The sequence below is a fragment of the Mycobacterium seoulense genome (genome assembly GCF_010731595.1).
Taxonomy (GTDB): Bacteria; Actinomycetota; Actinomycetes; order Mycobacteriales; family Mycobacteriaceae; genus Mycobacterium; species Mycobacterium seoulense.
Genome location: NZ_AP022582.1, coordinates 5,101,452 through 5,125,481 on the forward strand (window position 1 = coordinate 5,101,452; position 24,030 = coordinate 5,125,481).

Sequence of the window (24,030 nt, forward strand, 5' to 3'; positions counted from 1 at the left end):
GAGGGCGAGCGTGGCGAGAACCGACAACGACAGCTGGGAGATCACCGAGAGCGTGGGGGCGACGGCGCTGGGTGTGGCGTCGGCTCGGGCCGCGGAGACGCGCAGCGAGAACCCGTTGATCCGGGATCCGTTCGCCCAGGTCTTCCTCGACGCCGCCGGCGACGGGGTGTGGAACTGGCACTCCGCGCCGCAGCTGCCGGACGAACTCGTCGAGGCCGAGCCGGAGTTGCCGCTGCAGATGCGGGCGATGGTCGGCTACATGGCCTCGCGGACAGCGTTTTTCGACGAGTTCTTTCTCGCCGCGACGCGGGCGGGGATCCGGCAGGCGGTGATCCTGGCGGCGGGTCTGGACGCGCGGGCGTGGCGGTTGCCGTGGCCCGACGGCACGACGGTCTACGAGTTGGACCAGCCCCGGGTGCTGGACTTCAAATTGTCGACGCTGGCCGAGCACGGGGCGCAGCCCGCGTGTCACCGGATCGCCGTCCCCGTTGATTTGCGCCACGATTGGCCGATGGCGTTGCGGCAGAACGGTTTTGACCCGTCGGCGCCCAGCGCGTGGTCGGCCGAAGGGCTGATGCCGTATCTGCCGGCCACTGCCCAGGAGTTGCTCTTCGATCGCGTGCACCAGCTCGCCGCGCCGGGCAGCAGGGTCGCGGTGGAGGCGCTGGGACCGAAGTTCTGCGACCCCGAGTTCCGCGCGAAGCGCCGTGCGCGGATGGACCGGGTCCGCGCGCTGATGGCGCGGGTGGCCCCGGACCGGGAGGTGCCGAGGACCGACGAGCTGTGGTACTTCGAGGAGCGCGAGGACGTCGGCGACTGGTTCCGCCGCCACGGCTGGAGCGTGACGGTCACCCCGTCCGACGAGCTGATGGCCGGCTACGGCCGGGCGGCGCCCGAAGAGGTCGCCGACGCCGTGCCGGGAAATCTGTTCGTGGCCGCGCAGCGGACTGAGAGTTAGCCGCCCTCCGGTTCCGAAACCTCGCTGCGGCCGGCGCGCCACCTGCGGTACCCGCGCCGCGCGGCGACCGCGCCGACGATGGCGGTCAGGCACCACACCGCGATGGCCGAATAGGCCAACCACGCCGACCGATTCGCGATCGAGGCGCCCAGCGCGGTGTACGCGAACGCCCGCGGCACCGATCCGATGAACGAGCCGACGGCCATCTGCCACAACGGAACTCCGAATGCGCCGAACCCGTAGGAGGCCAGCGCGTCCGATATGCCGGGGACGAAGCGCTGGCCGACCACCGCCCACAGTCCGCGGCGTTCGATCAACGCGTCGATGCGGTCCGCGCGCGCCGGTCCCAGCAGCGCCCGGGCGCTGTTCCGGCCGGCCCGACGGCCGACGAGGCCGGCCACCATCGCGGTGCCCACCGTCGCGCCGAGCGTCACGACCAAACCCAGCAGCGGGCCGAACAACAACCCGCTGCCCGCGGCCAGTATCGAGCCCGGCACGAACACCGCGCCCAGCGCCGCCGACAAGACGACGTAGGTGATCGGCGCCGCGGAACCGGTCGCCGAGACCGTGCGCCGCACATCCTCGACGTCGATGACACGCGCGACGGCCACCAGGTAGAACACCGCGAGCAAGAACGCGGCGAACACCGCGAGCCGCAGGATGTGGCCGCGCCGGGAGGCGGGTTGCGATGTCGGCTCGGGGTCGTCGCTGATATCCATGCTGACCGCGATTCTTCCCCACCGGCCGACGAAACACGTCACGGCCCGTGCGCGGTCGTCGTAGAGTGCCACACATCAGGGCGTTGAATACCTGTGAGAGGCCGTCGTCGATGTCCGCACACCCTGAGCCACCGCCGGGCAAGCGGATCGTTGTCTGCCTAGACGGCACCGCCAACCAGATCGGTGCCGGCAACCTCACCAATGTCGCCAAGCTCTTCGAGATGTTGGAAAAGGACGATCCGACCAGCCAGCTCGCCTACTACGACCCCGGTGTCGGTACGCTGGCGCCGTCGTCGGCGCATTTCCGCTGGGTCCGCACGTTGACGCTGCTGTTCGAGCAGGCTTTCGGCGTGGGCCTGAAAGACAATGTGGCGCAGGCCTACCGCTATGTGATGCAGCATTGGCGCCCCGGCGACGCGCTCTACATCTTTGGTTTCAGCCGCGGCGCCTACACCGCGCGCGCCTTGGCCGGCATGTTGCTGCGGCCGGGATTGATGCGGCCCGGCTCGGAGAACCTGCTGCCTTACGCGGTCGAAAAGTACGCCATCAACCGGGATTTCACCCAGGACGAGTTTGACCGGTGGGCCGAGTTCGCCCGCGCGTTCTGCTGGCGCACCGACGGCGAGCCGCTTTTTTCGACCGTCCGACAGAACAGCCCGAATCAGGTGTGGCGCCACGCGGTGCCGGTGGCGTATCTGGGCCTGTGGGACACGGTGAAGGCGGCCGGCTTCCTCGGGGTAGGCGGCCTGCGGTGGCCCTTCACTCGCTCGCTGCCCAATGTGGCGCGCATCCGCCACGCCGTCTCGATCGACGAACGTCGCCGTCCCTACTGGGAATACCTCGTCGAGCGCCACCCGCAGGGGCTGGAGGAACGCTGGTTTGCCGGGGTCCATGCCGATGTGGGCGGTACGTTCATGCCCGACCACCGGCTCGCCACGATCGCGCTGAAGTGGGTCACCGACGGAATCGTCGGAGACTTGGCGATCGACGCGGCGGCCTACCGGCAGCAGTGCGCGGTGACCGAGGACTTCGCGGACGCGCCGATCCACGACAACGGCAAATTGTGGTACCTCGTCGGTCGCCGGCGCCGGCCGATGGGTCCCGATGCGCTGGTGCATCCGAGCGTGCTGGTGCGCCGTCGCGATAACACCGGGTACTTACCGAATCTGAGCGACGAAGCGCAACGGCTCAGCGCCGAACCCACCGACTGGACGTCTCCCGCGTTGTAAAGGAGTAAACGCCATGGCACTGAGTTCGCTGACCGAGTTGGACCAATTCAAAGCCGCGCCCTTTCCGCCCGGCTACCCCGACGACACGCGAACGTTCTACAGTCCGGTCGACCGGGTGCATGAGGCGCTCAAGGCCTTGTTGACCTCGGCCAACAAGAGCATCGTGGTGGCGATGTACGGCTACGATGACACCGAACTGAACTCGGTGCTGCAGTCGGCGCTGCACGACGAAAAAATGTATGTACAAATGAGTCTCGACTCGACTCAGGCTGCGGGGAAGTCCGAGCACGCCCTGCTGGCCCCGTGGCTCAACGGCAAGATCGGCAACAGTATCGCCATCGGTCACAGCGAGAAGTCGGCGATCATGCACCTGAAGATGGTGATCATCGACGGCGTCGACGTCATCACCGGTTCGACCAACTGGTCCACCGGCGGAGAATCCAAGCAGGACAACCAACTCACCGTGATCCGGGACCCCTATGTGTGCGCGGAGGCTCGTTCGCGGATCGACATCATCCACGACGTCATGCTCAAGCAGATGGCCGCGAAGGCGCAGTCCGGAAGCACACACTAGGGCCGGATCACCCTCACCTGAACGACTGTAACTGCTGGGCCAGTCCGCTTGCTCGGACCGCGCGACGCTCGATGGCCGCCCGCACCGAAGCCTCGGAACCGACCACGCGCACCTTGGTTTTGGCGCGCGTCACCGCCGTGTAGAACAGCTCACGGGTCAGCAGGTGAGAGTCTTGCGGGGGCAGCAGCACGGTGACCTCGTCGGCCTGGCTGCCTTGGCTTTTGTGGATGGTCATCGCATACATCGTCTCGACGTCGGAAAGCCGGCTGGTCGCGAACTCCAGCCGGCCGGCGGCGCCGGCGATCACGGCCCGCAATCCCTCCTGATGGGCGACGACCACACCGGTGTCGCCGTTGTACACCCGCAGCCCGTAGTCGTTGGCGGTGACCAGCAGCGGCCGGCCCGCGTACCACTGGGACCACGCCGGCAGGCCGCTCTCCTCGGTGAGCCATCGATGGACCTGCCGGTTCCACCGCTCGACCCCGAACGGGCCATGGCGGTGCGCGCACAGCAGTCGGTGCCCGTCGAGTTCCCGCAGCGCGACCGCGTCGGCACCCAACACGGCGGCCTCCCGCACGCGAAGCGCGTGGGGGACAAGGATTGCCCGCAGGCGATCGGTCGGCTCCTCGGCGTCCACCCAGTCGATGTGAGCGCCGCCGGACCGCAGCACCGCGATCACCCGGTCGGCGTCACCGATGCGGATCGCGTCGGCGAGCGCACCGATCGACTCGCCGAAACGGTGCGATGACAGCAGGGCGGCGACCCGCCGGTCGCCGCGGGCGGACAGGCCGTCGACCAGATCGGCCAGCACCGCTCCGGCCTCCACCGACGCCAGTTGATCGGGATCGCCGACCAGGATCAGCCGCGCGTCCGTGCGCACCGCCTCGAGCAGCCTCGCCATCATCGTCAACGACACCATCGACGTCTCGTCGACCACGATCACGTCGTGCGGCAACCGGTTGGCCCGGTGGTGCCGGAACCGCACCGAGGTGTCGGGGCGGCTACCCAGCAGCCGGTGCAGTGTCACGGCCTCCAACCCGGCCAGGCGTTCACGGTCGGGGGGGTCGAGCCTGGCGACCTCGGCTGCCACCGCTTCGGTCAGCCGCGCGGCCGCCTTGCCGGTCGGCGCGGCCATCGCGATCCGCAGACCCGCCCCGCCCGACCGGTCCGCCTGGTCGGTCAGCAGCGCGAGCAGGCGGGCGACGGTCGTCGTCTTACCCGTGCCCGGACCGCCGGTGAGCACCGTAACCGCTTGCGACAGCACGATTTGCGCCGCTGCCCGCTGTTCGTCATAACCGGCCGGAAAGAGCCGATCGAGGATGGGCGCCTCGACGGGCGCCCCGGACACCGACAGCGCCAGCAGGTCGGTGCAGACCTGGGTCTCTTCGCGCCAATACCGGTCGAGGTACAGCAGGCGATCCGCGTACAGCCGCAGGACCGGCGGGTCGGCGATCAGCCGGCTCGCACGCACCGACGTCAGCCACGACACCGGCTCCGGCCACGGCAACTCCGGCGCGTCGCAGTCGGCGGCGACGGTGGCCAGGTCGACGCACACCGCGCCGCCGCGCAGCGCACGAACCAGCAGCGCGAGCGCCAGCGCCACCGCTTCGTCGGAATCGCCCGCCAGCGCCGTGATGCGTTGCGCCGCATGCACGTCCGCGGCATCCAGCACACCCGCGATGTTGAATTCGCCGAGCAGGCCACCGGCGGCCAGTGCCAATCGGTGGTCGAATCGATCCGGGGAGGCTTCCTCGACGGTGCTCATGCGGCGCGCGGCCCTCCGTCGAGCAGATCGGACAGGGCGACCGCCAACTCGGCGGGCGGCCCCCAGCTGAACACTCCGCAGGGCTGGCCGCCGGGCGCTGGTGTGGCGGCGCCGCACATGCCGCGCACGAACAGGTACAGCACTCCGCCCAGGTGCCGCTCGGGGTCGTAGCCGGACTGGCGCCAGCGCAGGAAGCGGTGTAGCACAACCAGATACAGCAGCGCCTGCAGCGGATAGTCGGAGTGCAGCATCGCCTCGGTCAGTGTGGGGAAGCTGTAATCGGCCGCGGTGTCACCGAGCATGTTGGTCTTGTAATCGACCACGAGGTAGCGCGGCCCGGGCACCCGCAGCACGGCGTCGATCGAGCCGGACAGGTAGCCCCGCAGCGGCTGGCGGCCCAACCCGTCGGACCTCAGCCGGCCGGCGTAACCGGCCAGGGGATCATCGGGCGGAAGGTATCGGCTCAGCAACTCACCGACGTCGCACAGCCGGATGTCGGTCACTTCGCCACGAAAGTCGCCGCCCGCCAGCGGGATCTCGAAGGCCAACTCGCGCAGTCGATCCGGGAGCGCGATCTGGCGCAAGGTCATGCCGGGCGCCAGGGGACCCAGCGCGGTGTCATGCATGGGGACCAGGGCCGAAGCCAACCCGGCGGGATCGGCGTCCACCGGCCACCAGGCCGAATGCACTCGTACCTGCGCCTCCAATTCGGCCGTCAGGTCGGGGGCCAACGGGTCGGCGTTCTCCAGCACCGCGTGCACCAACGACCCGAACGTCGCGCCCGCCGGCAGATCGGCCATCGGGGAGGGCACGTCCGCACCGGCGGCCGGCGGGATCCCCGCCGGGGTCACCTCGACCTCGTCGTCGCGGGCGCCGGCCTCCGGCTCGCTACCGAGGCCGCGCTCGTCGGCGTCGCGGATCAGTGCCGAGTACGACGTGCGCCGCCAGGCGGTGTCGATGACACGGTGAAAGTGCCGCACGGCCAGGTTGGTTGGCGGTGCCGGCCCGGCAAGGGCGGGGACGCCGGCGACGACGGCCTCCTCGACAACCGGGCCGCCGGCCGCCTCCCAGGCGTCGAAGCGGGCCCGCGCCTCCTCGTCGGAGATCGTCTTCGGCTCGCAGCGGTCGGGCACTTCGGCCTCGCCGATGCGCCGGCCCCGCATCAGCCGCGACAAGCCGCCGTTGGGTTCGTCCCAGGACGGCGCCCACCACGCCACCACCTGCGACTGCGCCCGGGTCAGCGCGACGTAGGTGAGCCGAATGTCGTTGCGTGCCGACTCGGCCCGGCTGAATCTCTCGGTCTCGGCGAGGTCCGGGCTCTCGGGCCCGCCGATGTGCAGGCAGCGCACACCGGCGTCGTCGTGAAACATCGGGATGTCCTCGATGAAGACGTGCCGGTTGAACGCGAACGGCAGGTAGACGATCGGGAACTGCAAACCCTTGGCTCCCCACACCGTCATGACCTGTACCGCGGCCGAGTCGCTGTCGATGCGCCGATTGCGTTCGGGCGGACCGTCGCGCTCGTCGCATTGCCGGCGCAGCCAATCGCGCAGCGCCGGCAGGGTCAGCCGATCCCGGTGCGAAACCTCGTGCAGCAGTTGCGCGATGTGGGCCAGGTCGGTCATCGTGCGCTCGCCGCCCTGCTCCGCGAGCACGCGCCGGCCCATCCCGGCCAACTGCGCCGCCTCGAACACCGCGGCCGGTCCGCGCTCGCGCAACTGTCCGGACCAGTCCCGCAAGGTGGCGGCCACCTCGTCGGTGAGCTCGTCGCCCCCGGCGGCCAGCGCGTCGGCCGTCCTGCCGAAGAACACCGTCGCCGCGGCGGCACGGACCATGCCGCTGCGGTGCGTCTGGTCGAACGCGTTGAGCAGGCACAACCAATCCTCGGCGGCCTGGGAGAGGAACACATCGGCGTCGCCGGTGTAGACGGCGGGAATTCCGGCTTGTATCAGGGCGCTTTGGCACGCCCGGGCGTCCTCGCCGGTCTCCACGATCACCGCCACGTGACCGGGCTCGACCGGGTTACCGCCGAACGTGGCGCCGCCGGCCCGCAGGGCGCCGATGTCGGCGGCCAGGTCGGCGGTGATGTAGCGGCGAAGCTCGGACATCGGAATGGTTTTCGACTGGTCGACCCCGAACACGGAGCGGTTGACCAGGCGCAGCCGAAACGGGGCGTTGCGCGGCGCGCCCGAAAGCCGGTGCCCCGCCAGGCGCGTCTCGACCTTGCCCACCACGATGCCGGGATCGCCCAGCGCCGCGCCGCGCAGCACGGTCTGCAGACGCTCGACCAGTGCGGTGTCGCTGCGCCAATTGACGTCCAGCGTGCGCCGCTCGCCGGCGGTGCGGGCGGCCTCCAGGTAGGTGTAGATGTCGCCGCCGCGGAACCCGTAGATCGCCTGCTTGGGATCGCCGATCAGCACCACGGTGGAGTGGCCGCCGAACGCGCGCCCGATCACCTCCCACTGAATGGGATCGGTGTCCTGGAACTCGTCGACCATGACGATGGGCCAACGCGCCCGCATCCGGTTGGCCGCGTCGGAGTCCCGCGTGCGCAACGCGGCGGCGAGCCTGCGCAGCAGGTCGTCGTAGCCCAGGATGGCGAGCCGGTGCTTGCGGAGCTCCAGCTCGGCGAGCACATCGGTGGCGAACCGGAGCCGCACCGCGGCAACGGAATCCGCGTCAGGCCGCTGCGGCCGCAGCTCCGCGCACGGGTCGCGGACCACCGCACGGGCCAGCGCCAGCGCCGCCGGGTGGGTGAGCGCCGCGTCGTCACGCTCTGACGCGAACCGCGCGAGATAGAGGTCGTCGACGATCTGGGTGACGAGGTCGTCGAGGCTTTCGACCAGCGTCACGCCGGCGTCGGTGTCCCCGGCGACGCCGAGGGATTTCAGCACCATGCTGCAGAACTCGTGGGTGGTGGCGATGGTGGCGGCGTCGAATCCCGCCAGCGCGTCGGTGAGTCTGCCGCAGCGCTCCCCGCGGTCGGCGGCGGTGCCCCGCATCAGGTGGGCCACCAGCTCGTTGGGGGCGCCGGATGCCGGATCGCAGAGCGCGGCAACGGTTTGCGCGATCTGGGTGCGGACGCGCTCGCGCAGTTCCCGGCTGGCGGCGCGGCTGAAGGTGATCAGCAGCATCTCGTCGAGGGTGGCCAGGCCGTCGGCGAGGTAGCGGGTGACCAGGCCCGCGAGCGCGAACGTCTTTCCCGTGCCGGCGCTGGCCTCCAGGACCGTCGTGCGCCCGGGCCCGGGCAGGGGGCCGAGCAAATCGAAGCGTTCCATCAGCGCACCTCCGAGCGAAGCATCGGCAGCCACAGCCGCGCGGCCAGTGCGCCCAGGCGGGAATCTTCCCCGCCGACCTCCTCGCCGAGATGCGGCGCGCCGAGCAAGACGCTCAGCGGCGCCCGTTTGCCCCAGACCTTTTCGTGCGCGGGTTCCGCGTTCTCGCCGTGGAAGTTGTTCTGTGAGTGCCACCGCCAGCCGGCCGCCCGCACCGGGTCCCGGCCGCCGTGGCGGGCCTCGGCCCAGGCGAACGACGTTCGGACCGGCAGCGGCAGCGGCTCCCGGCGGCCCGCGTCGTAGAGGCGGACCAGGTCGCGCAAGGTCTCACCGGGGTCGGGCGGCGGTCCCAGCAGCCGCTGCTCGATGCGGTGGTCGGTTCTGGCGCGCCCGATGCACAGGGCCGCCCAGTCGCGGCCGGGCACGGCGATGCCCAAGGCGAGCAGCGGAATCCAGGACACCATCAGGTGCTTGCCACCCAGCTTGGAGAAGGTGACCGAAACCGTGCGCTCGCCGAAGACCGGCGTCACGGTGCCGGTGAGGCGGCGGCCGCCGCCGAGGTCCACGTCCACGTCGTACGCGTCGGAGTCAACGGCGCGGTGCCCCAACGCCGTTCGCGCCAGATCGGCGGCCTGGTCGCGGATCTCGACGGCCTTGCGCATCCCGAGGCGACCGGGCGGTAGGGTGCCCCGCCGCCATTCGGCGTTGGCGGCGGTGTCCGGGTGCATGCCGTGCAGCATGTCGCGCAGCATGCGATCGCCGACGGTCCATTCCGCCAAATTGTCGATCTGGACCGGCATCTCGTCCTCGAGGTCCTCGACTTCCCAGGGCAGCACGTAGTCCAGGGCGCGGAAGAAGCCCTTCACCGGATCCCGGAAGAAGGTGAGCAAGTCGGCCAGGGCGACGTCGTCGTGGGGTGGCTCGGGAAGCGGGCCGGCGAAGAAGGGGCGGCCGGCGTGCCGGTCGCCGGCCGCGGTCCGGGCGGCCACCAGCGTGGCGGGATCGAAGGTGAACGGCTGGCCCGGTACCAGTGCGCCGGGGGTGACGTTACGAATGTCGAAGGGCTGCAACGGATGACGAACTACCACGCGCTCGCGCACGCGCTCGGACACCGTCTGGTCCAGTGCGTCCAGCAGCTCGGACAGCGGCACGGCCGGCGGGCGCGTGTGGCCGGTGTGTTCGTCATTGCCGGTGTAGGTGATCACCAGCGTCTCGGTCGCCGCGCAGATCGCGTCCAGCAGCAACTGCCGGTCTTCCGAACGGATGTCGCGTTCGCCGGTCATCGGCACCCGGGCCAGCGCGTCGTCGCCGTCGGGGCGGCTGAAGCGGGGGAAGACACCGTCGTCGAGGCCGACCAGGCACACCACCCGGTGGGGAACGGAGCGCATCGGGACCATGGTGCACACGGTCAACGTGCCGGTGCGGAAGTTCGCGCGAGTCGGTCGTCCGGCCAGCCGCCCGGCCAGCAGCGCGCGCACGTCGGGCAGGCGCAGCATTGTCGAGTCGCGGGAACCGGCCTGCTCCAAGGCTTTTGCGAATTCACTACGCAGCTGCCCGGCCTGCCATGCGTCGTCGGCGCCCACCTGCGTGAGCGCGGTGACCCCGGTGGTGAGCGCGTCGATCCATTCGGTCAATGGCCGGGGCCCGGCCAGCGATTCCACCACGGATTGCAGCCGCGCGACGTATTCGGCCAGCCGCCCGGCCAGCTCGACCTTGTTGCTGCCGACGTCGTCGAGCGGTAGCGCGGTGTTCAACCAGGCCTGCGAGTCGTCGGACATCGCGACACCGGTGAGGATGCGGTCGAGCCCGAAACGCCATGTGTTGTGCAGGATGTGGCCCAGCCCGTAGGGCGCGCGCTGTTCCTTGTCGAAGCCCCACCGGATCCCCGATTCCCGCACCCACGCGGTCATCGAGTCGAGGTTGTCGTCGGTGAACGCGAAGCGGGCCCGCACCGGCACGGCCTGCGCGAGGTTCAGCACCTCGGTGGCGGTGGCCCGGCCGCCGGCGAGGTTCAGCAACTGCTCGGCCACGCCGAGGAGCGGGTTGGTCTGGCCGGGGGACCGGTCGGCCAGGCGCACCCGCAGCCGGTGCGCGGGGTGCCCTTCCCCGGCCAGGTCGCCCAAGCCGAAGCCGGCGACAATCAGGGGGGCGTAGGTCTCGATGTCGGGGCACATCACGACGATGTCGCGGGGCTCCAGCGTCGGGTCGTCTTCCAGCAATCCGAGCAGCACCTCGCGCAGCACGTCGATCTGGCGCCCCGCGCCGTGGCAGCTGTGCACCTGCACCGAGCGGTCCCCCGGGGACGGTTTGCGGCCCGTCGGCCTGACCGTATTGGCGGCGATGTCGGACTGCAGCCAGCCCAGCAGGGTATCGGATCGTGTTGCCCCGCCGATGAATTCATCGGTGGCACGGGCGGCCGGCAGCGCCCGCTGCAATTCGCGAAGGTCGCGGCCGAGGGTCTGTAGCAGCGGGTGGCGGGCCGCGCGCCGGCTGTCGTCGTCGCGGCGCCGCAGCACGCCGTGAACGCCGGTCAAGCCCCGCCACAGCTGATCGCTCGGGTGGGGCAGCCACAGGTGCAGGTCGTGGTGCGCTGCCACCGCCTCCAGGAGTTCCACATCGGTGCGCGACAGGCGGGTGTGGCCGAACAGCGACAGCCGCGCGGGCAGGTCACCCGGGCCCGCCCGCAGCCGGGCGATCGTGTCCCGGTGGCGGGCGTGCGGGGGATCGGCCGGGATGATCGCCGCCACCGCCCGCCACAGTTCGGGCTGCCAGGCCAGGTCCGCGTCGAGGTCATCGGGGTCGCCGGTCAGCCAGTCGGCCAGCAGCTGAGGACGCTGGCGTGCGTACGAGGCGAACAACCCGGCCAGCCGGCGCGCGACCGAATACCGCCTGCCGCGGCGCAATTCCGCCTCGGGACCCGTGTCGAAGTGGCCCAAATGCGTTGCCAGCGTTCGGCACCAGGGCTCGTCCAGCGAGCAGTCGATCACCTCCAGCAACGGCCACGTCATGGCGTCCGGCGACCAGGGATCGTTGTCGGCGGTGCCGGTGAGCTCGGCGATCAGGGAGCCGGGACTGCGAAACGCCACCCCCGCGCACACCCCGTCACCGCCTGGGCCGCCCCGGGAGCGGCCGAGCACATGCGACAGCCGCTGACTGAGCCAGCGCTCCACGCCGCGCGCGGGAACCAGCACCAGCTCCTCGGCGAACGGGTCGGTGGGCGGGTTGGCCAGCAGGGCCCCGAGAGCGTCGGCAAGGAGATCGGTGCGTTCGGCACGGTGGAGATGAAGCGCCATTGCGGTGCAACGATAGACCCCCGCACCGACATCGGGCCGCGGCAGGCGACGAAAGTCCCTCCACCCGTCGGCTCCGCTGTGCCAGGCTGAAACCATGGCCGGAGTCGCGGATGCCATCGGGTGGGCGAGTAGGCAGATCGCGGACCGGGTGCCCCAGGCGGACCTGGATCAGCGCGACCCGGACTTCATCCGGGATCAGCTGCCCGCCACCTGGTTGGTGGCGTCGCTGTATTTCCGCGCCGACGTCCGCGGACTCGACCGCATCCCCCCGCACGGACCGGTGCTGCTGGTCGGCAACCACAGCGGCGGCAACGTCCCGCCCGACACCTTCGTCTTCACCCTGGCGTTCTGCTCGTACTTCGGTGTGGAGCGTCCGTTCTATCAGCTCGCGCACAACCTGGTCACCCTCTATCCGCCGCTACGCTGGCTGCGCAAGTTCGGCACCGTGGCGGCCAGTCCCGAAAACGCCCGGCTCGCTTTGGAATCCGGTGCCGCCGTGCTGGTGTATCCGGGTGGCGATTACGAGGTCTTCCGCCCGTCCTGGCAGCGGCACGTCGTCGACTTCGGCGGCCGCAAGGGGTTCGTGCGGCTCGCGCGGGAGACCGGGGTGCCGATCGTGCCGGTGGCCGCCGTCGGCGGCCAGGAGACCGCGTTGTTCCTCGGCCGCGCGCAGTGGCTGGCCAAACTGCTGCTGGTCGACAAGGTGGTCCGGCTCAAGAGCGTGCCCATCTCGCTGGCGCTGCCGTGGGGCCTGAACATCAGCGACCTGCTGGGGCACATCCCGCTGCCCGCCAAGATCGTCGTCGAAGTGCAGGAGCCGGTCGCGGTGGGCGACGACGACCAGGCGGTGTACGACGAGGTGATCGCCAGCCTGCAGGCCGGTGTCGATCGGCTTGCCGCCCAGCGCCGCTTCCCGGTGCTCGGCTGATGCGCGTCGAACGACGGATCGTCGTCAACGCGGATCGCGGCACGGTGTGGACGGTGCTCAGCGACCCGGATCGCTACCCGTCGTTCCTCCCGCACCTGGAGCGCTGGGAGACGCTGACGGAGGGCCCGGCGCGGGTGGGCGCCCGCTACACCGTGTTGTGGAAGATCGGCTCGATCCCGGTGGGCGGCATCGCCGAAGTCGTGGAGTTCGACACGGCGCGGGATCTGGCCTGGATCAACATCACCGGTGTGACGCAGCGCGGCCGGTTCCGGTTGCGCGACGCCGGCCCCGGCCGGACCCGCGTGACGTTCCGGCTCGCCTACAGCTCCGAGGGCGGCCTGCTGGGCCTGATCGCCGACCACGTGGCGACCTTCTGGGTCGGCCGCTCACTCGAGGAGAGCCTGAAAAACCTTGCCCGCCTTGTGGAGTCGTGACCCACGCCGGGTATGCGGCCCGGCTACTTGGCCAGCGTGAACTGGTTGATGTCGATGTAGCCGTCGCGGAATGCGTTGGCGCACCCGGTCAGGTATCTCATGTATCGCTGGTAGACCTCTTCGGACTGGATCGCGACCGCCTCGCTGTGGTGCGCTTCGAGCGCCGCGGCCCAAAGGTCGAGCGTCCGGGCGTAGTGCAGCTGCAGCGACTGCCTGCGGGTCAGGTTGAAGCCCATCTTCGACGCGTGGAACTCCACCATCTCGATCGGCGGCAGCTGGCCGCCGGGGAAGATCTCGCGGGCGATGAAGTCGTTGAAGCTGGTCTGCTCTTCGGTCATCGGCAAGCCGCGTTCGACGATCTGCTCCGGGGTCAGCATGGTGATCGTGTGCAGCAACATCACCCCGTCGTCGGGCAGGACGCGGTAGGCCATCTGGAAGAAATCGTCGTAGCGGTCGTAGCCGAAGTGCTCGAACGCGCCGATGGAGACGATCCGGTCGACGGGCTCGTCGAATTGCTCCCAGCCCTGCAGCAACACCCGCCTGCTATGCGGGGTGGTCATCGCGTCGAACATCTTCTGCACGTGCGCGGCCTGGTGCTTGGACAACGTCAGCCCGATGACGTCCACGTCGTACTTCTCGAGCGCGCGGCGCATGGTGCCGCCCCAACCGCAGCCGACGTCCAGCAGCGTCATCCCGGGCCGCAGGCCGAGCTTTCCGAGCGCCAGGTCCATCTTGCGCAGCTGCGCCTCCTCGAGCGGGATGTCCCGCATGCGGTCGAAGTAGGCGCAGCTGTAGGTCATGGTGGGGTCGAGGAAGAGCCGGAAGAAGTCGTCGGACAGGTCATAGTGCGCCTGGACGTCCTCGAAATGCGGCGTCAGGTTCTCGGTCATACCGGCTACGCGCCTCTCTGATCCGGGGCCATTCAGCTGGTACACGAGGGGGCGGCTCAGCTGGTTCACCGTGGCTTCCCGTAACTGCCGGAATCAAACTTCAGCGCGCATTGCGGGGAATTCCGACGACGATACCCCCGTTTACCCGGGGTCGGCTGGAAAATTAGGAGGGGCACGCATGGAGGCTTGGGACGCGATCCGCGCCCGGCGCAACGTCCGGCAGTACACGCCGGACCCGGTTTCCGAAGACCACCTGAACCGCATCGCCGAGGCCGGGTGGCGCGCCCCGTCGGCGAAAAACCGGCAGCCGTGGGATTTCGTGATCGTCACCGACCGGGCGCAGCTGCAGGCGCTGTCGACCGTGTGGCAGGGCGCCGGCCACATCGCCGCCGCGGCCGCCGCGATCGCGATCGTCGTGCCCGTGCCGCCCGACGAGCGCAGGGTGGTCACCGACAACTACGACGTCGGGCAGGCCACGATGGCGATGATGATCGCGGCCACGGACCTGGGGATCGGGACCGGGCACTCGTCGGTGGGGGACCAGGAGAAGGCGCGGGCCATCCTCGGCGTTCCCGACGACCGGCTGGTGGCCTTCCTGCTGGGCGTCGGGTATCCCGCCGACCGTCCGCTCACCCCGATCCGCACACCGAACCGGCGGCCCTTCTCGGAGGTCGTCCATCACGGTCGTTGGTGACGAAAGCGGTCGTAAGCTCGGCACCGTGCATGACCACCGGGGCGACTACGGAATAGACGGCTCGTTTCACACCGTATCGGCGCGTGGGCAGGCGATCGGCCTCGCCGCGCAGACCGTCGCCCTTCTCGGGTGGGCGGTGTTCGGCTGGGTGCGCGGCAAGCGGCTCACGGCGGCACTCGCGGCAACGTCAGCAGTCGGGATCGCTTCGAGCGCAGCCCTTTACGTGTACGCGACGCGGGTCGGCAAGTTCGTGGTGTGGGACCGGGTGCTGGCCGATCTTGAGCTGCGGGGCGACGAAACGGTGCTCGACCTCGGCTGCGGCCGCGGCGCGGTGTTGCTCGCCGCGGCCACGAGATTGCCGCGGGGTCGCGCGGTCGGCGTCGACCTGTGGCAGGCAGACCAGACCGACAACTCCCCGGAGGCCACCCTGGCCAACGCGGCGCTGGAAGAGGTCAGCGATCGCGTCGAGGTGCACACCGCCGACATGACAGCCCTGCCCTTGGCCGACGACAGCGTCGACGTGATCGTCAGCAACCTGGCCATCCACAACATCCCGACGCGCGCCGGCCGGCGGAAAGCTCTCGACGAAGCGGTTCGGGTGCTGCGCCCGGGCGGGCGGCTGGCCGTCGCTGACCTCTGGGACACCCGTCGGCATGCGGCGCACCTGAGGGAATTGGGTTGGCGAAACGTGCGGCGCCGCAACCTCGGATGGCGCATGTACTACGGCGGTCCGTGGTTTTCCACGCGCCTGGTCACCGCGACGAAGCCGGGGTGAGGGGCGCCGGATTCTGCACGCGTGCGTCAGCGGCGAATTCGATATCGCGGGCGATATCAAGTCGGGGAGCGCCCTATGGTCCCGGCAGCGGCGCGGCGCCGTGCGTGCATGCTTGGGGGCTATGAACAGACACGAGATCACCGAGCAGATCGTCCTGGCTCGCCTGAGGCTGGGCCTGACCTGGCAACAGCTGGCCGACGCCATCGACAGGCCGGTGCTGTGGACCACCTCGGCGCTGCTCGGCCAGCACCCCATTCCCGCCGAGCTGGCGAGGATCCTCGTCGAGCGGCTGCACCTCGACGAGTCGGTGGTGCCCGTGCTGGCGGCGCCGCCCATGCGGGGCGGGCTGCCGACCGCCGTGCCGACCGACCCGACCATCTACCGCTTCTACGAGGCCCTGCAGGTCTACGGCGGCGCCATCAAGGAGTTGATCCACGAGCAGTTCGGCGACGGCATCATGAGCGCGATCAATTTCAGCGTCGACCTGCACAAGAAATCACACCCGTCGGGCGATCGCGTCGTGGTGACTCTGGACGGCAAATTCCTTCCCTATCAATGGGTTTCGGCGGATAGCTGAACTGACGGCCGACGCGAAACCGGTGGACCTGGTGCTTTCGGGCGGGGGCGTGAAGTTCATCGGCCTGGTCGGCGCGGTCACCGCCCTCATGGATGCCGGCTACTCGGCCAACCGCGTGTCGGGCGTCTCGGCGGGATCGGTGGTCGCGGCGATCTCGGCGGCCGCGTCCAGGGGCGAGCAACTGACCAGCGGTCAGCTCAGGGAGCTCGCGCTCTCGGTGCCGTTGCGCAAGTGGCGCGACGCGGGGCCGGTGCCCGTCGTCGGCTCCGCGTGGGGGCTGGTCCGGGACACGTCGATGTACCGCGGCGATTTCGCCCATGACTGGATCCGCAGCGAGCTGAGGAACCTGGGCGTGGTCACGTTCGGTGACCTGGCCCTCGCCGACGACGACCTGCCCCCGGAACGGCGCTACCAGGTCGCGGTCACCGTCGCCGACGTCACCGCGGCGCAGCTGGTGCGACTGCCATGGGATTACCGGCGGCTGTACGGCCTCGACCCCGACGAGCAGCCCGTCGCGGACGCGGTCCGCGCCTCGATGGCGATCCCGTTCTTCTACCCGCCGGTCACGCTGACCGACACCATGGGGCTCACGTCCAACCTGGTCGACGGTGGCGTGCTGTCGAATTTCCCGATCGACTCGCTGGACCGCACCGACGGCAAACCGCCGCGCTGGCCGACGTTCGGCGTCACGGTGATGCCCAAGTTGGCCGAGGGCGTGGATCAGGTGTTCCCCGCGCTGCGCCCGCTGCGCTTCCTCAAACAATCCGCCTTGCTGCAAAGCCTCTTCACCACCATGTTGGTCGGCCACGACCAGGCGCAGCTGAGCTTGCCCTGGGTCAAGTGCCGCACCATCGGGGTGGCGTCCACCGACGTGAGCGTTCTCGACTTCGGCATCCCCAGGGCACGGCTGGAGGAGCTCTGCGACCGGGGCTACGCCGCGGCGCACGACTTCTTGCAGACCTGGGATTGGCCGGCATACCTGAACCGGTTCCGACGATTCGCCACGGACTGAAGTGACGGCGATTCGCGTGCGTGTCACACTGGCGGCGAGGAGGCGAAGGAAACGCGGTGGCGGCCAGCGGCGGCCACCGCGTTCGCCGTTCAGCTCATCAACACCTGCGGTGACAGCTCCTTCAGCATCGCGTTGGCCCAGCGCATCTGGCGCAACGTCTCGGGGCGGCTGCGGGCTTTCCGCAACTGGGCGCGAGGCGTTTTCGTGCGGATGCGGACGTGGTACCGGGCGCCGTTGGCCAAACGTCCCGGCCAGACCGGGGACCGGGCCGTTTACAGGCCGAACTCGGCCTCGATGCCGTCGATCCCGGCCCGAATGGCCTTGAGGGCGTCGGCGCGGGCGCGCAACTTCGTTGCGGCGTGGGCGTGTTGGTGCAGACCGGCGAATTCGCGCGCGGCCTCCTCGGCGCGGCTCACCACCATGTCCGGCAGCACGATCTCATCGACGAAGCCGGCGGCCAGCGCGGTCTCGCCGAAGAACGTCTTGGCCAGCCCGGCGGCTTGCTGGTACGCCGATTGCGTGAGGCGCAGCTTCATGATCTCCAGGGCCGCGTACGGGATGACCATGCCGATCGCCACCTCGTTCGCCTGGATGTTGTAGGCGTGCGCGGCCACCCGGTGGTCACCGGACGACAGCAGGAACGCCCCCATCGCGATCGCGTGGCCGGTGCAGGCCATCACCACCGGCTTGGGATGGGACAACAGCCGGTAGGCCAGCTCGAAGCCGCCGCGCAGCATGTCGATCGCCGGCTGCGCCTCGCCGGAGGTGAGGATCTTCAGGTCGAATCCGCCGCTGAACACCCGCTCGTTCCCGGCGATCACCAGCGCCCCGGCGTTGTCGGCCTCGGCCCGGTCGATCGCCTCGCCCAGGGCCTGCTGCATGGTCGGGCCCAGGGCGTTGACTTTGCCATCGTCCATCCGGATGACGGCGATGGACTCCTTGAGGGTGTAGTGGACCGGGCCGCTCATTGGTTGCTAGCTCCTTGCCGCCCCGCGGGCTGGCTGTGGTGTTTGCCCAGGTCGTCCTCGGCCTCGCCCCAGCGCAGGCTGACATCGGTGGGCGCGTCCAGCTGGCGGGTGCGCCATCTGTCCTGCGTTTCCCGCACCGCGGCGTTGATTCGCTCGATCTCGCTGCGGAACACCTCGGGACGGGTCTCCTTGCTCGCGTAGTGGAAGTAGGTCAGCAGCCCGCGCAGCAGTTCCAGCTTCTGCTTCTCCCGCTTCGCCAGGTCGTGGGTGGTCATCAGCTCGATGCGCTGGACGGGCGGCAAGGAGTCCCAGTCCAGCACGACCTGGGTCTCCAGCGGCACACGCTCGCGCTCCCAGAACCGCCGCCCGTGCGGGTGCGCCGGCCGGTCGTAGTAGTTGATGGTGCCGGTGAAGCGGGACTCGATGCCGCTGCCGATCTCCGCGCGGTCGAGGGCCGAATCCCACACCATGCGCCATTCCTGGCCGGGAGCCAGCACCGGCAACTCGCGGGGGAGGCGCAGTTCGGCGACGTCGGCGTAGCCGTCCGTGGCGTTCTCGTATTCGGCCACCGTCGGCGGATTCATGAACGAGAACGTGATGTCGTAGGCCGCCGTCTTCCCGAAATTCCTGACCACCAGTTCGATCACGTGCCAGTCGGCGGGGTGCGGCTCCATGAACATCGCGACCTGCGGCCGCGTCTGCTCCGCGGCCAGCCGGCGGTTGCGGGCGATCTGCCGGTTGGTGAAGATCAGCGTCACGACGGCGAGCGCGATCGCCGCCCAGGCCGCCCACGCGATCCAGGTGCTGGACCCGACGTTCGTGATCCCGTGCCAGCCGTCCTGGACCCACCCCATGGAATCCACCTTCCGCTTATATCACAGGCCGGTTGCCGGTTAGCCGCGCTCGAGCGATCGCCCGCCCGCCTCAGCCGCCCATGAGCATTCGCCACTGGGCGAGGTCGGCGGCCCGATACACGTAGTTGGAGCGCTTGACTTCCGAGAGCGACGCGCTCGGCTCCGCCGAATACCAGTGGCCGGGAAAAACCGTCGGGTCGCCGGGCAGCGCGGCGAGTTGCCGCAGGCTGCGGTACATCTCGTCGGAGTCGCCGCCGGGAAAGTCGGTGCGGCCGCAGCCCTCCAGGAACAACGTGTCACCGGCCACCAGGCGGCCGTCGAGCAGGAAGCACTGGCTGCCCGGCGTGTGGCCGGGCGTGTGCAGCAACTCGACCTCGATATCGCCGATGCTGACCTTGTCGTGATTCTCATGGGCGGTGAGGTCGCCGAGGCTGATCCCGGTGACTCGCGAAACCCATTGCGCCTCATGGGTGTTGACGTGTACCGGGACGGCGGCCCGCTCCAGCAGTTCGGCCAGGCCCTGCAGCGAGAAGCCCATCATCGATCCGCCCACATGGTCGGGATGATGATGGGTGACCAGCACCCCGGACAGGTGCATGCCGTCGTCCTCGAGCGTGTCGAGCAGCTCGCCGGCGGCATAGGCGGGATCGACCACCACGCAGTCGCCCGTCTCACGGTCGCCGATCAGGTAGGCGAAGTTGCGCATTTGGGTCGCGAACATGTCGCCGGCGGCGAAGTCGCGGCCGGAGAGCAGTTGGCGAAAGTACAGCCGGTCCGTTGACACGTGACCAGACTAGGACCTGCCCGTCCGGGGCCCGCAGCGCCGCCGCGAAGTGCGCCCGGCACCGCGCGCGAGCAGCGATTGGCCGGCTGTCCGGTGGGTATTGTTGGCGCATGAGGAAGAAGGTCGAAATCGAGATCGACGTCGATCTGATCGGCGAGGCGATACGCCGCTTCCATCTGGCCGATGCCCGCGAGGCCGTCAATCTCGCGTTGCGCACCCTGCTGGCCGAAGCCGATGCCGCGGAAGCCGCCGAAGAGTACGACGAGTTCAGCGACCTCAGCGCGTGGCAGCCCCGCCGCGGCGGCGACAGCGTCCGGTAAAGCCCGTGGTTTGGTCCGGTTGCGGGCCAGGTTGTACCCTCTTTTAGGCCCACGGCACTGCCGATTCGGGTGAACGGCCCCCTTAGCTCAGTCGGTAGAGCGTTTCCATGGTAAGGAAAAGGTCAACGGTTCGATTCCGTTAGGGGGCTCGGCGGACGCCGAGCAGGCGTGGCGGCCCGACCCCGAACCGGGGCGGCCAGAGGCGATGTAGCTCAGTCGGTTAGAGCGAACGACTCATAATCGTTAGGTCGCCGGTTCGAGTCCGGCCATCGCTACAACACAACAATGCACTTTGAGAGATTTGAGAGAGAACCGTCATGGCTTCCAGTACCGACGTGCGGCCGAAGATCACCTTGGCATGCGAGGTGTGCAAACACCGCAACTACATCACCAAGAAGAACCGCCGGAACGACCCGGACCGCATGGAGCTGAAGAAGTTCTGCCCGAACTGCGGCAAGCACCAGGCCCATCGCGAGACGCGCTAGCCGCTCCCGGCGAACGTTACTCAGACCGACTAGGTAGATTTCAGAGCCGTGCCGATATCCGAAAGCATCGTCGGGATGCACTACCGCTATCCCGACTATTACGTCGTGGAGCGGGAGAAGATCCGCGAGCACGCCGTGGCCGTTCAGAACGACGATGCCGCATTTCTCGAGGAGAAGGCGGCGGCCGACCTCGGCTATCCCGGGCTGCTGGCCCCGTTGACGTTCATCTGCGTATTCGGCTACATGGCGCAGACGGCGTTTTTCAAGCACGCGAACATCGCCGTCCAGGACGCGCAGGTCGTTCAGGTCGACCAGGTGCTGAAGTTCAAAGCGCCGATCGTCGCCGGGGACAAGCTGTACTGCGACGTCTACGTGGACTCGATGCGGGTGTCGCACGGTACCCAGATCATCGTGACCAAGAACATCATCACCAACGAAGCCGGTGATGTCGTCCAGGAGACCTTCACGACCCTGGCGGGCCGTGCGGGTGAGGATGGAGAAGAGGGATTTTCTGATGCCACTGCGTGAGTTCAGCTCGGTGAAGGTCGGTGACCAGCTTCCCGAGCGGACCTACCCGCTCACCCGACAGGATCTGGTGAATTATGCGGGGGTTTCCGGCGACCTGAACCCCATTCACTGGGACGACGAGATCGCCAAGGTCGTCGGGCTGGACACCGCGATCGCGCACGGCATGCTGACCATGGGTATCGGCGGCGGCTACGTCACCGCGTGGATCGGTGACCCCGGTGCGGTCACCGAGTACAACGTGCGGTTCACCGCGGTGGTGCCGGTTCCCAACGACGGCAAGGGCGCCGAACTCGTCTTCAGCGGCCGGGTCAAGTCCGTCGATCCCGAGACCAAGTCGGTGACGATCGCCCTGACGGCCACCACGGGCGGCAAGAAGATCTTCGGCAGGGCGATCGCGTCCGCAACGCTCGCTTAGCCTATGGCTCTCAAAACAGACATCAGGGGCATGATCTGGCGCTACCCGGACTACTTCGTGGTGGGGCGAGAGCAACTCCGCCAGTTCGCGGCGGCCGTCAAGGACCGGCACCCGGCCCACTACGACGAAGACGCGGCCGCCGCACTCGGCCACAACGCGATCCTGGCGCCGCTGACCTTCGCGACCATCTTCGCCAAGCTGGTCCAGCTGGATTTCTTCCGGCATGTCGACATCGGCATGGAGACCATGGTCATCGTCCAGGTCGACCAGCGGTTCGTGTTCGCCCAGCCGATCAAGGCCGGCGACAAGCTGTGGGCCCGGATGGACATCCTGTCGGTGGACGAGCGCTTCGGTGCCGACATCGTGGTCACCAAGAACATCTGCACCAACGAAGAGGGTGAACTGGTGCTGGAGGCGTACACCACGCTGATGAGCCAGTACGCCGAGCAGGCGGAGAATCTCAAATGGGACCCCGAGTCCGGTCAGGTCGTCAGAACGGCGTAATCGGATTTCCTGCGTATAAGGGGAATCGAGTACACTCGGACGTCGGGGTTTTCCCAGCATCAGCGCGCTTTCCGTGAGTCGAAAGAACGGGGAGCGCGCGTGTCATGTAAGCCCCGGTAGGTAAGCGCAGGTTGGCCTGCCAACCGCGAAGGGGCGTAGCTCAACTGGCAGAGCAGCGGTCTCCAAAACCGCAGGTTGCAGGTTCAAGTCCTGTCGCCCCTGCTGAACACTTCAGGCGTGCCATGGTGGACACTGGAAGAATGGCCCACCACGACGGGACGGCCCACGGATACGAGCAAACTTAAGGAGCATGCGGTGAGCGACGAAGGCGACGCTGCCAACGACGCCGCAAGCGACGGCGCCGACAGGGAGGACGGCCGCGCGAGCGGCGGTCGGACCGCTGTGGTGACCCGGCCGCAGCGCCCCACCGGCAAACGATCCCGGCAGCGAGCGGCCGACGCCGCCGAGGACGCCGACGTAGCGTCGGCGGACGAGGCCGAGGTCGCCAAGAAGGACAAGGCCACCAAGGGCGCCAAAGCCAAGAAGGCCAAGAAACCGAAGAAGCCCGGGGACCGTTCGGCCAACCCGTTCGTGTTCGTCTACAACTACCTCAAGCAGGTGGTTGCGGAGATGCGGAAGGTTATCTGGCCCAACCGCAAGCAGATGCTCACCTACACATCGGTGGTGCTGGCGTTCCTGGCCTTCATGGTGGCGCTGGTCGGCCTCGCGGATTTCGGCCTCACCAAGCTTGTGCTGCTGGTGTTCGGCTGAGCGAGAGATAGAGAGGACTGAAAACCGTGACTACCTACGACGGTGACACGTCCGCGGGTGAAGCGGTCGACGTAGAGGAGCGCACCGAGGCCACCGAGGCCACCGAGGCCATCGAGGCCCCGGAAACCTCGGCGACCGAGGCTCCCGAGGAGTCGGCCGAGGAGGTCGATCCGGCGGCCGCGCTCAAAGCTGAGCTGCGCAGCAAGCCGGGCGACTGGTACGTCATCCACTCCTACGCGGGATACGAGAACAAGGTCAAAGCCAATCTCGAGACGCGCGTGCAAAACCTGGACGTCGGCGACTACATCTTCCAGGTCGAGGTGCCCACCGAAGAGGTCACCGAGATCAAGAACGGCCAGCGCAAGCAGGTCAATCGCAAGGTGCTGCCCGGCTACATCCTGGTGCGCATGGATTTGACCGACGACTCGTGGGCCGCGGTGCGCAACACGCCGGGCGTCACCGGGTTCGTCGGCGCGACGTCGCGACCGTCTGCGCTGACGCTCGACGACGTGGTGAAGTTCCTGCTGCCGCGGGGCGCCGCCAAGAAGGCCGCCAAGGGCGCGGCCACCACCGCCGCCGCCGCCGAGGCCGGCGGGCTGGAGCGCCCGGCCGTCGAGGTCGACTACGAGGTCGGCGAATCGGTGACGGTCATGGACGGGCCGTTCGCCACGCTGCCGGCGACCATCAGCGAGGTCAACGGCGAACAGCAGAAGCTCAAGGTGCTGGTGTCGATCTTCGGTCGCGAGACGCCCGTGGAATTGACGTTCAGCCAAGTCTCCAAGATCTAACCGGGCAATCAAGCCCAGTCCAGGAAGGAACACCAACAACTCATGGCCCCGAAGAAGAAAGTCGCCGGGCTGATCAAGCTGCAGATCGTGGCGGGGCAGGCCAACCCTGCGCCGCCGGTCGGACCCGCGCTCGGCCAGCACGGCGTCAACATCATGGAGTTCTGCAAGGCCTACAACGCCGCCACGGAGAACCAGCGCGGCCAGGTCATCCCGGTGGAGATCACGGTCTACGAGGACCGCAGCTTCACCTTCGCGCTCAAGACGCCGCCCGCCGCCAAGCTGCTGCTCAAGGCCGCCGGCGTGGGCAAGGGCTCGGCCGAGCCGCACAAGACCAAGGTCGCCAAGGTGACCTGGGACCAGGTTCGTGAGATCGCCGAGACGAAGAAGACCGATCTCAACGCCAACGACATCGACGCGGCCGCCAAGATCATCGCCGGCACCGCCCGGTCGATGGGGATCACCGTCGAATAGCTCGACCCCAACCCGTGGG

At 68.8% G+C, this 24,030-nt stretch carries 25 protein-coding genes and 3 tRNA genes; 20 read left to right on the top strand and 8 right to left on the bottom strand.

Translation table 11 applies throughout. From position 1 onward, the window contains the following. Positions 1-10 precede the first annotated feature (10 nt). Complete coding sequence (locus G6N37_RS23700; protein WP_163683804.1) at positions 11-958, top strand: class I SAM-dependent methyltransferase; 948 nt, start codon at positions 11-13, stop codon at positions 956-958. Here the strand turns inward: G6N37_RS23700 and G6N37_RS23705 are convergent. Continuing rightward, the gene (locus G6N37_RS23705; protein ID WP_163683805.1) at positions 955-1,677 is read right to left on the bottom strand and encodes a TVP38/TMEM64 family protein; all 723 of its coding nucleotides are present in this window, start codon (positions 1,675-1,677) and stop codon (positions 955-957) included. The two genes, G6N37_RS23700 and G6N37_RS23705, sit on opposite strands and share 4 nt — an antisense overlap. A gap of 110 nt (positions 1,678-1,787) precedes the next feature. Between G6N37_RS23705 and G6N37_RS23710 the strand changes: the two genes are divergently transcribed. Together G6N37_RS23710 and G6N37_RS23715 are read left to right on the top strand one after the other, a co-directional pair. Continuing rightward, positions 1,788-2,906 (top strand): DUF2235 domain-containing protein, encoded by a 1,119-nt coding sequence (locus G6N37_RS23710; protein WP_163683806.1) that lies wholly within the window; start codon positions 1,788-1,790, stop codon positions 2,904-2,906. 13 nt (positions 2,907-2,919) lie between these two features. After that, on the top strand, positions 2,920-3,480 hold the full coding sequence (locus G6N37_RS23715) for a phospholipase D-like domain-containing protein (RefSeq protein WP_163683807.1): 561 nt from the start codon (positions 2,920-2,922) through the stop codon (positions 3,478-3,480). 13 nt (positions 3,481-3,493) lie between these two features. Here G6N37_RS23715 and recD read toward each other — a convergent pair whose 3' ends face one another. From recD to recC, 3 genes are read right to left on the bottom strand one after another with little or no spacing between them, the layout of a single operon-like run. Then, positions 3,494-5,245 carry an exodeoxyribonuclease V subunit alpha gene (recD, locus tag G6N37_RS23720; protein WP_163683808.1) on the bottom strand — a complete coding sequence of 584 codons (1,752 nt, stop codon included), beginning with the start codon at positions 5,243-5,245 and terminating at the stop codon, positions 3,494-3,496. Beyond that, complete coding sequence (locus G6N37_RS23725; protein WP_163683809.1) at positions 5,242-8,523, bottom strand: UvrD-helicase domain-containing protein; 3,282 nt, start codon at positions 8,521-8,523, stop codon at positions 5,242-5,244. Before G6N37_RS23725 ends, recD begins: the two co-directional genes overlap by 4 nt. Next, positions 8,523-11,813 carry an exodeoxyribonuclease V subunit gamma gene (gene recC / locus G6N37_RS23730; RefSeq protein WP_163683810.1) on the bottom strand — a complete coding sequence of 1,097 codons (3,291 nt, stop codon included), beginning with the start codon at positions 11,811-11,813 and terminating at the stop codon, positions 8,523-8,525. The genes G6N37_RS23725 and recC overlap by 1 nt, the downstream gene beginning before the upstream one ends. Positions 11,814-11,907: 94 nt before the next feature. On the opposite strand from recC, the gene G6N37_RS23735 reads away from it, so the two are divergent. Both G6N37_RS23735 and G6N37_RS23740 read left to right on the top strand, forming a co-directional pair. Further along, on the top strand, positions 11,908-12,741 hold the full coding sequence (locus G6N37_RS23735; protein WP_163683811.1) for a lysophospholipid acyltransferase family protein: 834 nt from the start codon (positions 11,908-11,910) through the stop codon (positions 12,739-12,741). After that, positions 12,741-13,175, top strand: coding sequence for an SRPBCC family protein (locus G6N37_RS23740; RefSeq protein WP_163683812.1), 435 nt, complete (start codon positions 12,741-12,743; stop codon positions 13,173-13,175). Before G6N37_RS23735 ends, G6N37_RS23740 begins: the two co-directional genes overlap by 1 nt. Positions 13,176-13,198: 23 nt before the next feature. Here G6N37_RS23740 and G6N37_RS23745 read toward each other — a convergent pair whose 3' ends face one another. Next, a complete protein-coding gene (locus tag G6N37_RS23745) occupies positions 13,199-14,065 on the bottom strand; it encodes a cyclopropane mycolic acid synthase family methyltransferase (protein ID WP_163683813.1) in 867 nt (288 codons plus the stop codon). A gap of 178 nt (positions 14,066-14,243) precedes the next feature. On the opposite strand from G6N37_RS23745, the gene G6N37_RS23750 reads away from it, so the two are divergent. The 4 genes from G6N37_RS23750 (at position 14,244) to G6N37_RS23765 (ending at position 17,123) form a co-directional block, all read left to right on the top strand. Continuing rightward, positions 14,244-14,759 (top strand): nitroreductase family protein, encoded by a 516-nt coding sequence (locus G6N37_RS23750; protein WP_163683814.1) that lies wholly within the window; start codon positions 14,244-14,246, stop codon positions 14,757-14,759. Positions 14,760-14,784: 25 nt separating this feature from the next. Continuing rightward, a complete protein-coding gene (locus G6N37_RS23755; protein ID WP_163683815.1) occupies positions 14,785-15,534 on the top strand; it encodes a class I SAM-dependent methyltransferase in 750 nt (249 codons plus the stop codon). A 121-nt stretch (positions 15,535-15,655) separates the two neighbouring features. After that, entirely contained in the window at positions 15,656-16,111 is a 456-nt protein-coding gene (gene cynS, locus G6N37_RS23760) for a cyanase (RefSeq protein WP_163683816.1), read from the top strand. Between the two features lies 1 nt (position 16,112). Then, positions 16,113-17,123: a patatin-like phospholipase family protein gene (locus G6N37_RS23765; protein ID WP_163685443.1), complete on the top strand. Its 1,011-nt coding sequence runs from the start codon at positions 16,113-16,115 to the stop codon at positions 17,121-17,123. Between the two features lie 272 nt (positions 17,124-17,395). On the opposite strand, the gene G6N37_RS23770 is transcribed toward G6N37_RS23765, so the two are convergent. From G6N37_RS23770 to G6N37_RS23780, 3 genes are all read right to left on the bottom strand, one after another. Continuing rightward, on the bottom strand, positions 17,396-18,091 hold the full coding sequence (locus tag G6N37_RS23770) for a crotonase/enoyl-CoA hydratase family protein (RefSeq protein WP_163683817.1): 696 nt from the start codon (positions 18,089-18,091) through the stop codon (positions 17,396-17,398). Next, positions 18,088-18,945 (bottom strand): hypothetical protein, encoded by an 858-nt coding sequence (locus G6N37_RS23775; protein ID WP_163683818.1) that lies wholly within the window; start codon positions 18,943-18,945, stop codon positions 18,088-18,090. The genes G6N37_RS23770 and G6N37_RS23775 overlap by 4 nt, the downstream gene beginning before the upstream one ends. Before the next feature lie 70 nt (positions 18,946-19,015). Beyond that, positions 19,016-19,729, bottom strand: a complete 714-nt coding sequence (locus G6N37_RS23780) for an MBL fold metallo-hydrolase (protein ID WP_163683819.1) — start codon at positions 19,727-19,729, stop codon at positions 19,016-19,018. A 110-nt stretch (positions 19,730-19,839) separates the two neighbouring features. Between G6N37_RS23780 and G6N37_RS23785 the strand changes: the two genes are divergently transcribed. The 11 genes from G6N37_RS23785 (at position 19,840) to rplK (ending at position 24,011) form a co-directional block, all read left to right on the top strand. Further along, complete coding sequence (locus G6N37_RS23785) at positions 19,840-20,049, top strand: type II toxin-antitoxin system VapB family antitoxin (RefSeq protein WP_163683820.1); 210 nt, start codon at positions 19,840-19,842, stop codon at positions 20,047-20,049. A gap of 76 nt (positions 20,050-20,125) precedes the next feature. Beyond that, a tRNA-Thr gene (locus G6N37_RS23790) sits at positions 20,126-20,198 on the top strand. Positions 20,199-20,250: 52 nt separating this feature from the next. Continuing rightward, positions 20,251-20,324, top strand: a tRNA-Met gene (locus G6N37_RS23795). Positions 20,325-20,366: 42 nt separating this feature from the next. Then, a complete protein-coding gene (gene rpmG, locus G6N37_RS23800) occupies positions 20,367-20,534 on the top strand; it encodes a 50S ribosomal protein L33 (RefSeq protein ID WP_007167776.1) in 168 nt (55 codons plus the stop codon). Positions 20,535-20,609: 75 nt separating this feature from the next. Then, positions 20,610-21,062, top strand: a complete 453-nt coding sequence (hadA, locus tag G6N37_RS23805; RefSeq protein ID WP_276066843.1) for a (3R)-hydroxyacyl-ACP dehydratase subunit HadA — start codon at positions 20,610-20,612, stop codon at positions 21,060-21,062. Next, positions 21,049-21,477 (top strand): (3R)-hydroxyacyl-ACP dehydratase subunit HadB, encoded by a 429-nt coding sequence (gene hadB, locus G6N37_RS23810; protein WP_163683822.1) that lies wholly within the window; start codon positions 21,049-21,051, stop codon positions 21,475-21,477. Before hadA ends, hadB begins: the two co-directional genes overlap by 14 nt. A 3-nt stretch (positions 21,478-21,480) precedes the next feature. Next, positions 21,481-21,981: a (3R)-hydroxyacyl-ACP dehydratase subunit HadC gene (hadC, locus tag G6N37_RS23815; RefSeq protein ID WP_163683823.1), complete on the top strand. Its 501-nt coding sequence runs from the start codon at positions 21,481-21,483 to the stop codon at positions 21,979-21,981. Between the two features lie 149 nt (positions 21,982-22,130). Then, positions 22,131-22,203, top strand: a tRNA-Trp gene (locus G6N37_RS23820). Between the two features lie 93 nt (positions 22,204-22,296). Then, positions 22,297-22,752: a preprotein translocase subunit SecE gene (secE, locus tag G6N37_RS23825; RefSeq protein ID WP_163683824.1), complete on the top strand. Its 456-nt coding sequence runs from the start codon at positions 22,297-22,299 to the stop codon at positions 22,750-22,752. A gap of 26 nt (positions 22,753-22,778) precedes the next feature. Further along, positions 22,779-23,540, top strand: a complete 762-nt coding sequence (gene nusG, locus G6N37_RS23830; protein WP_163683825.1) for a transcription termination/antitermination protein NusG — start codon at positions 22,779-22,781, stop codon at positions 23,538-23,540. Between the two features lie 42 nt (positions 23,541-23,582). Then, positions 23,583-24,011 (top strand): 50S ribosomal protein L11, encoded by a 429-nt coding sequence (gene rplK / locus G6N37_RS23835; RefSeq protein WP_068087268.1) that lies wholly within the window; start codon positions 23,583-23,585, stop codon positions 24,009-24,011. The last annotated feature ends 19 nt before the right edge of the window (positions 24,012-24,030 follow it).